Source organism: Actinoallomurus vinaceus (assembly GCF_039542055.1).
In the GTDB taxonomy this organism is placed as follows: Bacteria; Actinomycetota; Actinomycetes; order Streptosporangiales; family Streptosporangiaceae; genus Actinoallomurus; species Actinoallomurus vinaceus.
In genome coordinates, this window is the sequence record NZ_BAABHK010000007.1 from 315,785 (window position 1) to 327,770 (window position 11,986).

The 11,986-nt window shown below is 70.4% G+C and carries 14 protein-coding genes; 8 read left to right on the top strand and 6 right to left on the bottom strand.

The genetic code is table 11. The features are described 5' to 3' along the window. Positions 1–4 precede the first annotated feature (4 nt). From ABEA24_RS25710 to ABEA24_RS25735, 6 genes are all read left to right on the top strand, one after another. Entirely contained in the window at positions 5–625 is a 621-nt protein-coding gene (locus ABEA24_RS25710; protein ID WP_345433612.1) for a DedA family protein, read from the top strand. Positions 626–813: 188 nt separating this feature from the next. Then, positions 814–1,743 carry an ABC transporter ATP-binding protein gene (locus ABEA24_RS25715; RefSeq protein ID WP_345433613.1) on the top strand — a complete coding sequence of 310 codons (930 nt, stop codon included), beginning with the start codon at positions 814–816 and terminating at the stop codon, positions 1,741–1,743. Next, the gene (locus tag ABEA24_RS25720) at positions 1,740–2,555 is read left to right on the top strand and encodes an ABC transporter permease (protein WP_345433614.1); all 816 of its coding nucleotides are present in this window, start codon (positions 1,740–1,742) and stop codon (positions 2,553–2,555) included. The genes ABEA24_RS25715 and ABEA24_RS25720 overlap by 4 nt, the downstream gene beginning before the upstream one ends. Positions 2,556–2,561: 6 nt before the next feature. Then, positions 2,562–3,791, top strand: a complete 1,230-nt coding sequence (locus ABEA24_RS25725) for a sensor histidine kinase (protein ID WP_345433615.1) — start codon at positions 2,562–2,564, stop codon at positions 3,789–3,791. Continuing rightward, positions 3,788–4,447: a response regulator gene (locus tag ABEA24_RS25730; RefSeq protein ID WP_345433616.1), complete on the top strand. Its 660-nt coding sequence runs from the start codon at positions 3,788–3,790 to the stop codon at positions 4,445–4,447. Before ABEA24_RS25725 ends, ABEA24_RS25730 begins: the two co-directional genes overlap by 4 nt. A gap of 205 nt (positions 4,448–4,652) precedes the next feature. After that, positions 4,653–5,381, top strand: a complete 729-nt coding sequence (locus tag ABEA24_RS25735) for a COG4705 family protein (RefSeq protein ID WP_345433617.1) — start codon at positions 4,653–4,655, stop codon at positions 5,379–5,381. Between the two features lie 87 nt (positions 5,382–5,468). Here the strand turns inward: ABEA24_RS25735 and ABEA24_RS25740 are convergent, their stop codons facing one another. The 4 genes from ABEA24_RS25740 to ABEA24_RS25755 all read right to left on the bottom strand — a co-directional run bounded on the left by ABEA24_RS25740 (position 5,469) and on the right by ABEA24_RS25755 (position 8,596). Next, positions 5,469–6,257, bottom strand: a complete 789-nt coding sequence (locus ABEA24_RS25740) for a M14 family zinc carboxypeptidase (protein ID WP_345433618.1) — start codon at positions 6,255–6,257, stop codon at positions 5,469–5,471. A 48-nt stretch (positions 6,258–6,305) separates the two neighbouring features. Next, positions 6,306–7,193, bottom strand: coding sequence for an alkaline phosphatase family protein (locus tag ABEA24_RS25745; protein ID WP_345433619.1), 888 nt, complete (start codon positions 7,191–7,193; stop codon positions 6,306–6,308). A 61-nt stretch (positions 7,194–7,254) separates the two neighbouring features. After that, positions 7,255–8,091, bottom strand: a complete 837-nt coding sequence (locus ABEA24_RS25750; protein WP_345433620.1) for a ZIP family metal transporter — start codon at positions 8,089–8,091, stop codon at positions 7,255–7,257. Positions 8,092–8,206: 115 nt separating this feature from the next. Next, positions 8,207–8,596, bottom strand: coding sequence for a BlaI/MecI/CopY family transcriptional regulator (locus ABEA24_RS25755; protein ID WP_345433621.1), 390 nt, complete (start codon positions 8,594–8,596; stop codon positions 8,207–8,209). 29 nt (positions 8,597–8,625) lie between these two features. Here ABEA24_RS25755 and ABEA24_RS25760 point away from each other — a divergent pair, with 29 nt between their 5' ends. After that, entirely contained in the window at positions 8,626–9,633 is a 1,008-nt protein-coding gene (locus tag ABEA24_RS25760; RefSeq protein ID WP_345433622.1) for a M56 family metallopeptidase, read from the top strand. A 38-nt stretch (positions 9,634–9,671) separates the two neighbouring features. On the opposite strand, the gene ABEA24_RS25765 is transcribed toward ABEA24_RS25760, so the two are convergent. Continuing rightward, positions 9,672–10,469 carry a polysaccharide deacetylase family protein gene (locus ABEA24_RS25765; RefSeq protein WP_345433623.1) on the bottom strand — a complete coding sequence of 266 codons (798 nt, stop codon included), beginning with the start codon at positions 10,467–10,469 and terminating at the stop codon, positions 9,672–9,674. Positions 10,470–10,520: 51 nt separating this feature from the next. Here ABEA24_RS25765 and ABEA24_RS25770 point away from each other — a divergent pair, with 51 nt between their 5' ends. Then, a complete protein-coding gene (locus ABEA24_RS25770) occupies positions 10,521–10,700 on the top strand; it encodes a hypothetical protein (RefSeq protein ID WP_345433624.1) in 180 nt (59 codons plus the stop codon). 357 nt (positions 10,701–11,057) lie between these two features. On the opposite strand, the gene ABEA24_RS25775 is transcribed toward ABEA24_RS25770, so the two are convergent. Beyond that, on the bottom strand, positions 11,058–11,978 hold the full coding sequence (locus ABEA24_RS25775) for an undecaprenyl-diphosphate phosphatase (protein WP_345433625.1): 921 nt from the start codon (positions 11,976–11,978) through the stop codon (positions 11,058–11,060). Positions 11,979–11,986 lie beyond the last annotated feature (8 nt).

Genomic DNA, 11,986 nt, shown 5'->3' on the forward strand with positions numbered 1-11,986 from the left:
GGCAATGCAGCACTTCATCGCTAACTTCGGGTACGTCGCCGTCTTCCTCCTGATGGCCGCCGAGTCCGCCTGCATCCCCGTGCCATCCGAGCTGATCATGCTGTTCGCCGGAGCGCTGGCGGCCGGCGCCGTCCCGGGGAGCAGCCCGGACCTCACCCTGATGATCGTGAGCGGCACGCTGGGGAACGTCTCGGGAAGCTACGTCGCCTGGGCCGTCGGGCGGTACGGCGGCCAGGCGGCGCTGCGCCGATGGGGCCGGTACGTCTGGCTGAAGGAGGAGGACATCGACCGGGCGGCCCGCTGGTTCGACCGGTACGGCGGCAAGGCGGTCTTCTTCGGCCGGCTGCTGCCCGTCGTGCGCACCTTCATCTCCCTGCCGGCCGGCTTCGCCGTCATGCCGCCGGGCCGGTTCGGCCTCTACACGCTGGCCGGCTGCATCCCGTGGACGGCGGCGCTCGGCGTCGTCGGGTACGCCGTCGGCCGCAACTGGCAGCGCGTCGCCGACGCCTTCCACGGCCCCAGCTACGCCATCGCCGCCATCGTGGGAATGGCCGCGGTCGTCGGCGTCGTCGTCTTCGTCCGCCGGCGACGCCGTACCGGCCAGGCCACCGGTCGCTCGATCTGAGACGGCGTGCCGCCGAAGGGCGCTGAGCTCCGCTCCCGGCGCGGCCTGTCCATCCCGCGATGTAGCCGTACATCGGCCGGTGGACCTTCGCGACCTGCCGGAATCCTCCGGGCGGGCGACGAACGAGCCCGGGGCGACGTCCTAGCGTTCTCCCTGAGTACGCCGCTGAATCTCCCGAGGGAACGACGATGATCGAGGCCAAGGGCCTGACCAAACGCTACGGCGACAAGACCGCGGTGAACGACCTGTCGTTCACCGTCAAACCCGGGGTCGTCACCGGGTTCCTGGGCCCGAACGGGGCCGGCAAGTCCACGACGATGCGCATGATCCTCGGCCTGGACCGGCCGACCTCCGGTTCGGTGACCGTGAACGGCCGGCCGTACGCCGACCACGCGGCGCCGCTGCACGAGGTCGGCGCGCTCCTGGAGGCCAAGGCCATCCACACGGGCCGCACCGCCTACAACCACCTGCTGGCGCTGGCCGCGACCACCGGTATTCCGCAGAGCCGGGTCGATGAGGTGATCGACCTGGTCGGCCTGCGCGACGTCGCCCGCAAGCGCGCCGGCGGCTTCTCCCTCGGCATGGGCCAGCGCCTCGGGATCGCGTCGGCGCTGCTGGGCGATCCCAAGACGCTGATCCTCGACGAGCCAGTCAACGGCCTGGACCCCGAGGGCATCCTGTGGATCCGCAACCTGCTCAAGGACCTGGCCGCCGAAGGACGCGCCGTCTTCGTCTCCTCCCACCTGATGAGCGAGATGGCCCTGACCGCCGAGCACCTCATCGTCATCGGCCGGGGCAAGTTGATCGCCGACACCTCCGTCGCCGAGTTCATCGAGCGCGCCTCCACCGGCCGGGTCAAGGTCCGCTCTCCCCAGGCGGCCCGGCTGCGCGACCTGCTGGTGGGCCCGGACGTCACCGTCGCGGACACCGAGGAGGGCACTCTGCTCATCAGCGGGCTGACCAGCGATCAGATCGGCCAGACCGCCTCCGACAACGGCGTCACGCTGTTCGAGCTGGCGCCGCAGCAGGCCTCGCTGGAAGAGGCGTTCATGGAGCTGACCGGCGAGTCCGTCGAATACCGGGCCCCCGCCCGTACCGCAGAGAGGTCCGCGGCATGACCACCGCCACCACGACCGTCCGGCCCGGCAGGGTCAGCCAGCTGCGCGTCCTGAACTCGGAGTGGATCAAGCTCAGGACCCTCCGTTCGACCTTCTGGTCGCTGTTCGCCGCGATCGTCGCGACGATCGGCCTCGGCATGCTCTTCAGCTGGGGCTTCGCCACCCGTGTCGGGGACCACGCGCGTCCCATTCACGACGCCGCGACGATGGCGGTGACCGTGCCGCTGCGGCCGTACGTCATCGCCCAGCTCGCGGTGGGCGTGCTCGGCGTCATGGTGATCACCGGCGAGTACTCCACCGGAATGATCCGTGCCACCCTGTCCGCGGTCCCCCGCCGGCTCCCCGTGCTGTGGGCCAAGGCCGCGGTGTTCAGCGTGGTCGTCCTGGTCCTCATGGAGATCGTGTCCTTCGCGACCTTCTTCGGCGGCGAGGCGATCCTGTCCTCCCAGCACATCCAGGCAACGCTCTCCTCGCCGCAGGCCCTGCGGATCGTCACCGGGGTCGGGCTCTACCTCACGGTCGTCGGCCTCCTCGGCACCGCGCTCGGCGCCATCATCCGCAGCACCGCCGGGGCCATCGCCGCGCTGTTCGGAATCCTGCTGGTGCTCCCGGTCCTGGGCGAGGTCCTCAACCTCACGTCCTGGGGCAAGCACATCACGCCGTACCTGCCGAGCAACGCCGGCGGCGACCTGCTCACCAACGCCCCCGACCCCGGATCCCTCGGCCCGTGGACGGGCTTCGGGGTCTTCGTCCTCTACACCGTCATCGCGATGGCGGTGGCCGCGTACCTGCTCAAGCGCAGGGACGCCTGACGCTCGATGATCGGTTCCTCGCCCGAGTTCGGCCCCGGCGCGCTCGTCGCGCGCTGGGGCCCTCACACGCGCGCGCTCACGGGACGGCATCCCGCCGTCGTCGACGGCGCGTTCGCGCTCGTCCTGCTTCTCGTCGGGGTGCCCCACCTGCTCAGGGAGCCACCGAAGCAGCCTCTTCTCGGCTGGGGACTGCAGATCGCGCTCCTCGTGCCGCTGATCTGGCGGCGACGCGCACCGTTCACCGCCTTCAGCGTGGTCGCGGCGCTGGCGTTCGTGCAGTGGCTCGGCGGCGTGCTCCTGTCGACCGGCGACGTCGCCGTGCTCATCGCGCTGTACTCGGTCGCGGCCCACTCGACGCTGCGCCGACTGCTCGTCGCGGCGGGCATCGTGGAAGTCGGCGTCGCGATGGCCACCGTCCAGTGGGCGCCGCGCGGCCACCTGCCGAAGGTCTTCGTCCTGTTGTCCGGGATGACGACGGCCGCCGCGGTCATCGGGCTGAACATGCGTACCCGCCGCGCCTACCTGGCGTCGCTGGAGGACCGCGCCGCCCGCCTCGAGAAGGAGCGCGACCAGCAGGCCCAGATCGTCGCCGCCGAGGAACGCGCGAGGATCGCCCGCGACGTTCACGACATCGTCACCCACAGCCTGTCGGTCATGGTCGCGCTCACCGACGGCGCCGCCTACACCCTTCCGCTCTCACCGGAACGGGCCGCCGACGCCGTGTCCAAGGCGTCGGAGATCGGACGCGAGGCCATCGCGGAGATGCAGCGCGTCCTGGACGTCCTCCGGCAGGACGCGCCGCCGCCCGCCGGGCTGAGACGACCACAGCCGGGACTGGGCCAGCTCGACGTGTTGCTCACCGAGGTCCGCGCCGCGGGGCTTCCGGTGGAGTTCGTGGTCACCGGGCAGCCGCCCGCCATGGCCTCTGGGGCCGAACTCACCATCTACCGTCTCGTTCAGGAGGCGCTGACCAACGTCCGGAAGCACACCCCGCCGGGGACCAGTGCCCGGGTACGGCTCGAATACGCCGTGACGCACGTGGAGGTCGAGATCACCGACAATGGGCGGCCGGCCGCCGGCGTTCCGGCGGGGCGGCGGCGCGGCGGGCACGGCATCGCCGGGATGCGCGAACGCGTCGCCGTCTACGGCGGCCTGATGCAGGCCGGTCCGCTGCCCGACGGCGGCTGGCGGGTCCACGCGCGCTTCGAGCCGTCCCAACTGGAGAGCACCCGATGATCAACGTTCTGCTCGTCGACGACCAGCCGTTGCTGCGCATGGGCTTCCGGCTGGTGCTGGAGACACAACCCGACATCGCCGTCGTCGGTGAGGCCGGCGACGGCGCCGAGGCCGTCGCCCAGGTGGCCGCACTGGCCCCCGACGTGGTGCTGATGGACGTACGGATGCCGGGCATGGACGGCCTCGAGGCCACCGAGCGGATCACCCGCGACCACGCCGGCTCGCGCGTCCTCATCCTGACGACGTTCGACCTGGACGAGTACGCGTTCGCGGCCCTCCACGCGGGCGCCGCCGGGTTCCTGCTCAAGAACGTCCAGCCCGCCGAAATGATCGCGGGCATCCGTACGGTCGCCGCGGGCGACGGCGTCGTCGCGCCCCGGCTCACCCGGGTGCTGATCGAGACCTTCACCCGCCTGAACCGCGCACGAACAGGCTCGGCCGACGACCCGCGTCTCGACCGGCTCACCGACCGGGAGCGCGAGGTGCTGATCGAGATGGCCAAGGGGCTTTCCAACGCCGAGATCGCCACCGAGCTCGGGCTGTCCGAGGCGACGGTGAAGACGCACGTCAGCCGAATCCTCCCCAAACTCGGCCTCCGCGACCGCGTCCAGGCCGTCGTACTGGCCTACCAGACCGGACTACTGCGACCGCCGTAAACCGCCTCACGAGGATAACGCAGAAAGAACGACCGTTGACCTTTCACTAACCTAGTACCAGGTTTGTGAATATGTGCGATGGGGCCGCTAGAAGTAGTGCATTGACATGCCGGATTGCACCACCAAAGGGCGGCGATATGTCATCCTTGTCGGCATGGCGACGAGTCAACTTCACAACAGCCAAATAACCGTTACTCGGCGGGCGATGAGCAAAGTCCCGGAAGTGACGGCCTACTTCTGGATCGTCAAGGTCTTGACCACCGGCATGGGCGAAACGACCTCCGACTACCTGGCCCATCGTCTCAACCCGATCGTCGCGGTCGCCCTGGCGGGAATCCTCCTCGCGGCCTCGCTCGCGGTCCAGTTCGGCGTCCGACGCTATGTCGCCTGGATATACTGGACATCCATCACCATGGTCAGCGTGTTCGGCACGATGGCCGCCGACGTGCTGCACGTCGCCCTCGGCATTCCGTACGTCATTTCGACCGCATTCTTCTTGGTCGCCCTGGCCGCGATCTTCGCGATCTGGTACGCGAGCGAGAAGACGCTGTCCATTCACAGCATCGTGACGAGGCGCCGGGAGCTGTTCTACTGGGCCACCGTCATGACGACGTTCGCACTCGGCACCGCCACGGGCGACATGACCGCGGTCACCGTCCACCTCGGATACCTGGCCTCGGGCGTCATGTTCGCCGTCCTGATCGCACTCCCGGCCCTGGCCTACCTTTGGCTGCGGATGAACGCCGTCCTCACCTTCTGGTTCGCCTATGTCCTCACCCGGCCGCTCGGCGCGTCATTCGCCGACTGGATGGGGGTACCGCGCGCTCGAGGCGGCCTCGCGCTGGGCACCGGTCCGGTCAGCCTGTTCCTGGCCGTCATCATCGTCGGCTTCGTCGGCTACCTGACCGTGACCCGCAAGGATGCGGCACGCTGATCAGGATCACCTGGGCCGACCGGCGACCGGCCTGATGACGGATCCGAGGTTGGCCCCTCGGTAGGGTCGTGTCCCGGCACGTCGCGATCACGGTCCCGTGATCGTCCGGACGGCCGCGACGTAGCGGCGCACCGCCGGTGCGGACAGGGCGCCGGCGGGCAGCTCGACCACGAACGCGCTGTCGGGGACCACGGTGTTCTCCCAGCCGACGGCGCTGCCCGGATAGTCGGTCAGGGGCCGCGCGGGGAGGCCCACCTGGCGGGCGAAGCGCTGCTCGACGGCCTTCGGCCCCTCTGAGGTGTCGACCACGGCCATGTGCTGGTGGAACCAGATCCCCACGGTCGGCCTGATCCGGCGGATCAGGGCGGCGGCGGACCTGGACTCCGGTTCCGACAGAGGGCCGGCGCCGGCGAAGAACTCCGAGCCCGGTGGCTCGAGTGAACGCCAGCCCGCCGGGAAGTTCCGGTTGAGATCGACTCCGTGGGCGTTGCCGCGCGTCCCGGCGGCGACTCCATCGGGGTTGAGCACCGGGATCACCCACAGATCGGCGTGGGCGGGGGCCGGCCCGGCGACGAGCGCCCGGGCGACCGCGATGCCCGCCGGCTCGTTCCCGTGGACGCAGCCGACGACCAGCACCTTCCGCGGGCTCGCCGGATCGCCCGACTCGACCGCGACGATGGGACGGCCACGGACGGAGCCGCCCAGCCGTACGGTGCGGTGAACCGTCGCGGACGAAGGCGTCCCGCCGATGACGAGGTGACGCGTCGTGGCGGTGCCGCCGGCCGTGCAGGCGCACGGGGACAGCAGCGTGAGGATGCCCGCGATCAGGCGCCGGCCGCGCCACGCCGGCCGGGCCGGTCTCCCGCTCGTCCGCACGGTCCCCTCACCACCTGACCCCTTGCCTACCCGGGAACTCCTACCGGGTCACCCTCGGCCGGTCGTCCACACGTCGATGATGGCGGTACGCGAGGCGCTCGCCCCGGCGTGGGCCAGGCCGTAGGCGTCCTCGACGGTCCGCAGCACGCTGTAATGGTCGATCTTCTCGGGATAGGCGCCGGGCTTGACGGACGCTCCGGCGAAGATGGTGGCGATCTTGTTGCCGGGAGAGCCGTCGTTCTCGTCGAAGGTGACGATGAGCAGGCTGTCGTGGGTACTCGCCCACCGCACATAGCCGTCCAGGTTGTCCCGGACCCAGGTGTCTCCGGTCTTCACCGGACAGTTGTGCATGTCGTCGCACATGTCCGGGATGACGAACGACACCGCGGGCAGCGCGGCGTAGTCGGACGGGAAGTCGGCAAAGGATCGGCTCACCGCGTCCGGCAGGTCGGGGAAGTTCGCCCAGGGGACGTGCTTGCGGGCATAGCGCCCGCTGCCGCAAGAGGCCCGGTCGAACGCGGGGAGACCCTCGGCGAATCCCGCGAAGGTCAGCCCGGCGGCGGAGAGCTCCGAGGCGAGGTTCGGGGCGGTGTAGGAGTGCGGGCAGGAGTCGTCGGTGAGCCCTTGCGTCGATCCGGAGAACAGCGCCAGGTAGTTCGGCTCGCTGGGGTGCCGGATCGCGTAGGAGTTCGTGAACAGCGCGCCGCTCCGGGCCAGCGACGTCAGGTACGGCGCGTCACGGGCGCCGATCACCTGAGCGTCGGACTTGTTCTCCAGCACGACCACGACCACGTGCCCGAACCGCGGCACCGATAGGGCCGTCGGGCGCGGGCCGGCGGCAGGGGCGGACCCGCCCTTGCCGCACGCCGCCGTCAGGCACCCGGCGAGGGCCATCACCGTGAGGAGCAGAGCGCGACGGACACGCCGTTCTTTCACGACCGGCCTCCGGGAAGGGGTGCGACTACTACCCGGATAGTACATAGATCCCGGCCAGGGCTCAGGCTCCCGCGGCGGTCACGATGGCGTCGGTGGCGAAACCGGCCAGCACGCCCAGCAGGATGCCCCAGGTGGTCAGCGTCTTCAGGCCCAGTTTGCGGGCCACCGCCAGCAGTTCGATCACCACGTACAGGATGGATCCGGCGGCCAGGGTGAGGAATCCGATGGACACCGTGTCATTTACGACACGCTGGCCGATGAGAGTGCCCAGGAACGTCGGGCCGCCGCCGATGAGGCCGAGTAGCGCCAGGTAGCCCCATGACGGGCGGCGGCTTTCGGCGGCCATGGGGGCGACGATCCCGAATCCCTCGGTCGCGTTGTGCAGGCCGAACCCGATGATGAGCAGGACGGCGAGCTGCAACTCGCCGTGGGCGGCGGAGTTACCGATCGCCAGACCCTCGGCGAAGTTGTGCAGCCCGATACCGATCGCGATCATCATCGGCAGATCGCCCAGGCGCGCCAGACCGGTGGTCTCGGCCCGGAACTCGGCCGCCGACGCCGCGCCGGGGCCGGACCGCCCCGGAGCCGCCGGCCTGGCGCGGCGCGCGATCGCGCGGTCGAAATGAACGAGGCCCAGCAGGCCGATACCGAAGCACACCGCGAACACCGCGCCGTTGCCGATCGCCGCGCCGTACCCGTGATGGCCGAGCGCGGTGTCGACCGGCTCCCATGCGTGCGCGAGCACGTCCCACAGAAGAAAGATCAGGATGCCGGTGGCGGTCGCGTTCAGTAGGGCTCGAACCTTCGGTAGAGGCGAGCGCAGCCGGCCGATCGGCAGGCCGAGGTAGATGGTGAAGCCGGCTATGGCTCCGAGCACGGCGATCTGTGCGGATCCCATGAGGACACTCCGAGGGTCGAGATGTGATGCATGCCTCTGCCGCACCGTTCGTGCACGTTAGACAGGCAAGGCTTGCCTAATACTACTGGGATAGTAGTTTTAGGCAAGCCTTGCCTCAGTCGGCGTCGTCGTGGCGCAGCAGCTGCTGCAGCAGGCGTTCGTCCTCGGGGGCCAGATCGGACACGAAGCGGGCCAGTACGGCCGCGCGGTCATGACGCCGCCGGAGCAGGTCGTGCATCGCGGTCGCCGTGTGCGCCGCCTCGTCGACGTTGGGCGAGTAGACGTACCCGCGTCCCGCCCGGGTGCGGGTGGCCAGGCCTTTGCGATGCAGCCGCGCGAGGGTGGTCATCACCGTGGTGTACGCCGGGGTGTCGGGAAGCACGGCCTGCACGTCGGCGGGGCTCATCGGCCGGCCGCCTTGCCACAGGGCGGCCAGCACGGCGTCCTCGAGCATGCCGGCGGGCCGTCGCCCCTGCTCGCGCTCCTTGGTCACGTCGATCTCCATGCGTGTGTATTACATCGATAGTAGATCACGTGGACGAGACGGTCGTGCGGGCGGCCACCACGCGTGCGCCCATAATGAAGGGCATGGTCGTCGCCGTATGGATACCGCTGCTGGTCCCCCTGCTCGCGGTGCCGCTCGTCCGCCTCCTGGGGGATCGGCTGTCGCCACGGTCGGCCTCGTGGCTGCTGGCCGCCACCGGCGTCCTCCTGTCCGGCTGCACCACGCTCGCCCTCATGCTGCTGACCGGCGCCGGGCTCCTCCGGATCCCGTTCGTGGCGGCCGCCGAGGACGTCTCCCCCCTCCTGCTGCGGCGAATGTCGCCGGTCCCCGTACCGCTCGCGTGCGCGGCCGGTACGGCCCTCGTCGCGACGCTCGCCCTCGCGGTATGGACCCTCCATCGGCGGCTGGCCATGCTCACGCTGGCCCGGAACGCCGTCCGGCCACGGCGGGGCGGCCTGGCCGTGGTGCGGGACGACCTGCCGGACGCCTACGCCGTTCCCGGGCGTCCCGGCACCATCGTGGTCACGACCGGCATGCTGCGGTCCCTGGACGCCCGCGAACGCGACGTCCTGCTCGCCCACGAGCGCGCTCATCTTTCCGGCCGCCACCACTGGTTCACCCTGGCGATGGACGTGGCGACCGTCCTGCATCCGGCGCTGGCCGCGCTTCGCGGCCCCCTGCGCTACCACCTCGAGCGCTGGGCCGACGAGTCGGCGGCGGACGCCGTCGGGGACCGGCGCCTCGTGGCCCGCGCCATCGCGCGGGCCGCGCTGGCGCGGAGCCGGGCGGGCTCACCTGTCTCCACACCCGGTCCCGTCTTCTCCGCCACGGCCGGTCCCGTCCCCCGCCGGGTCGCGGCGCTCCTGGCCGCTCCGGCACCGAGACGCTCGCGGTTGCTGCCCGGCATGGCGGCCGCCCTGGCGGCCTGCCTGGCGATGTCCGGGGCCGGAGCGCTGGACGCCGCCACCGATCTGCACGGCAGCCTGGAGACCATGGAGATCCACCACCATCACCGTCCCGAAGCAGGGAGGGCCTGACCTCGCCCGCGCCCGGACCGGGGAGGTCGGCCGTCTGCTCACAGCGCCACGAAGGTGAGGCCGCGCCCTTGGAGAGCGGGGATCACGGTGCGCAGTGCCTGGATCGTCTCGGAACGGTCGCCGCCGCCGTCGTGGCACAGGATGATGTCGCCGGCCCGAGCGCGGAGCATCCGGTCGGTGATGGCGATCCTCCCGGGGCGCGCCCAGTCCCGGGGGTCGATCTCCCAGTCGATGCAGATCATCCCGTGGGCGGTGGCCGTGTCCATGATCTGGGCGGACCAGGCGCCGCCGGGCGAGCGGAAGTACCGCGGGGCGACCCGGGCGGTCTGGGCGATGCGGTCGTGGGCGCCGCCGATCTCGTCCCGTATCTGGTCGGCGGAGAGCCGCGGCAGGTTCAGCGGGTGGGTGACGGTGTGATCGCAGATCTGGTGCCCTGAGGCCACGATCCGCTCGACCAGCTTCGGGAACTGAACGACCTGCTCCCCGATGAGGGAGAACGTCGCCGGCACCCGGAACTCGGCGAGTAGATCCAGCATCATCGGCGTCCACCGGGGGTGCGGACCGTCATCGATGGTCAGCGCGACGGCGTTCGGGGGAGCGGCCGGCGTCAGGTCGTGCAGGCTGTGCACCGGTCGGCGCAGCGGGTGCAGCGGCCCGTGCGCGTATCCAGGGTCGCGGAGAGGTTGACGGGCCGCCTTCAGCGCGCGCCTGGACGGCCTCTTCGGCGGCGCGTCCGGCCCCGGCGTCCGCGTCAGCTCGGGCACTCCGCCGGCCAGAAGCCCGGCTCCCGCCGCTGCCATGGCCATCAGCACGTGACGCCTGTCCGGTCTACGCATGCCGCCCCCGATCGTCGCTCCTGCTCAACTACCTACCCAACCGGGCGTTTCATGCCCCGTTTCATCACGACGACCATCGGCAGCCTGACACTTGACAAAGTGGATTTCAAGCAGCGTATAAATGTTGTTCAGGTGTCGCCCGCACCGCCGCTTCCACCCCTCCCGGAAAACGGTAAAAACTGCAAACCTGTTGAAGTGGTGCCGAAATACCAGAAAGAGGGGATCTCATGACTCGGAAGATCACACGGTTGGCGGCGGCGGCCGGGACCGTCGCCATGCTGGCGCTCGGGGCCGCCATGACGCCCAGTGGTGCGGCGAACGCCGGGACGAGTGCCGTCCCGGCATCGGTGGCGCGCGTCACCGCCAAACCTCCGCCGTGTACCCGATGCTGCCTCAAGATGAACCCCAAGACCCATCGGTGCGCCAAATACGGCTACCACCGAGGCAAAGGGAAATGCAAGACTAAATGCTAGTGAGGGTCGACCCGGCCATCGAGTAAATGCCGAAAATTCGGTAAGAGCTTGAGGCTAGCGTCGGTGGTCGTCGTCGCGCCCACCGCCCGGTGGGCGCGACGACCCGGCCACCGGGTCAGCGGACTCCGAGCCAGATCAGGCTGCCCAGCCCGGCGACCACGCAGTACACGGCGAACGGCGTCAGCGTCCGCGTCTCGAAGTACCGGGTGAGGAACCGCACGGACACGTAGGCGCCGACGCCCGACAGCACACTGCCGACCAGCACCTGACCGTGGATGCCGTCACCGAGCGGACCGGTCAGGTCGGGGATCTTCAGCACCCCCGCCGCCAGGATCACCGGGGTGGCCAGCAGGAAGGAGAACCGGGCGGCGTCCTCGTGGGACAGCCCGCGCAGCAGGCCCGCGACCATCGTCACGCCCGAACGGCTGATGCCGGGCAGCAGCGCGAGGATCTGCGCCGCGCCGATGCCGGTCCCCCGGGCGAGGCTCAGCCCGGCCAGGCGCCGATCCGACGCCAGCGCCAGGTCGGTCGCCGTGCTCCCGACCGAGGCCGCGACCGCCCGGTCCGCCGCCCGCGACTCCCGGCGGCGCAGGCGCTCCCCCGCGTACAGCACTCCGCCGTTGAGGGCGAGGAAGATCGCCGCGGGGACCGGCTTGCCGAGCACGGTCCGGAACGTGTGCTCCACCAGCAGCCCGGTGATCCCGACCGGGATGGTGGCGAAGATGATCAGCCAGGCCAGGCGCTGGTCGGGGGTCTCGATGCGGCGATCGCGCACCGAGGTCAGGAAGCCGCCGATGATGCGGACCCAGTCCCGCCAGAAGAAGGCCAGCAGGGCGATCGCCGTCGCCACGTGCAGGCCGACGATGAACGCCAGATACGGCGACTCCGGGGCCGAGACGTTCAGGTCGCGCGCCCACCGGCCACCGACCAGGGCCGGGAGCAGGACGCTGTGGCCGAGGCTGGAGACCGGGAACAGCTCCGCAACGCCCTGCAGCAACCCGACCACGACGGCCTCGGTGTACGTCAGATGAGACACCCGCACCC

Excerpts from the sequence above, each read along its gene's own strand:
- ABEA24_RS25710 (WP_345433612.1), top strand. The coding sequence starts at position 5 with ATGCAGCACTTCATCGCTAACTTCGGGTACGTCGCCGTCTTCCTCCTG.
- ABEA24_RS25715 (WP_345433613.1), top strand. The coding sequence starts at position 814 with ATGATCGAGGCCAAGGGCCTGACCAAACGCTACGGCGACAAGACCGCG.
- ABEA24_RS25720 (WP_345433614.1), top strand. The coding sequence starts at position 1,740 with ATGACCACCGCCACCACGACCGTCCGGCCCGGCAGGGTCAGCCAGCTG.
- ABEA24_RS25725 (WP_345433615.1), top strand. The coding sequence starts at position 2,562 with ATGATCGGTTCCTCGCCCGAGTTCGGCCCCGGCGCGCTCGTCGCGCGC.
- ABEA24_RS25730 (WP_345433616.1), top strand. The coding sequence starts at position 3,788 with ATGATCAACGTTCTGCTCGTCGACGACCAGCCGTTGCTGCGCATGGGC.
- ABEA24_RS25735 (WP_345433617.1), top strand. The coding sequence starts at position 4,653 with ATGAGCAAAGTCCCGGAAGTGACGGCCTACTTCTGGATCGTCAAGGTC.
- ABEA24_RS25750 (WP_345433620.1), bottom strand. The coding sequence starts at position 8,091 with ATGGGATCCGCACAGATCGCCGTGCTCGGAGCCATAGCCGGCTTCACC.
- ABEA24_RS25755 (WP_345433621.1), bottom strand. The coding sequence starts at position 8,596 with ATGGAGATCGACGTGACCAAGGAGCGCGAGCAGGGGCGACGGCCCGCC.
- ABEA24_RS25765 (WP_345433623.1), bottom strand. The coding sequence starts at position 10,469 with ATGCGTAGACCGGACAGGCGTCACGTGCTGATGGCCATGGCAGCGGCG.
- ABEA24_RS25770 (WP_345433624.1), top strand. The coding sequence starts at position 10,521 with ATGCCCCGTTTCATCACGACGACCATCGGCAGCCTGACACTTGACAAA.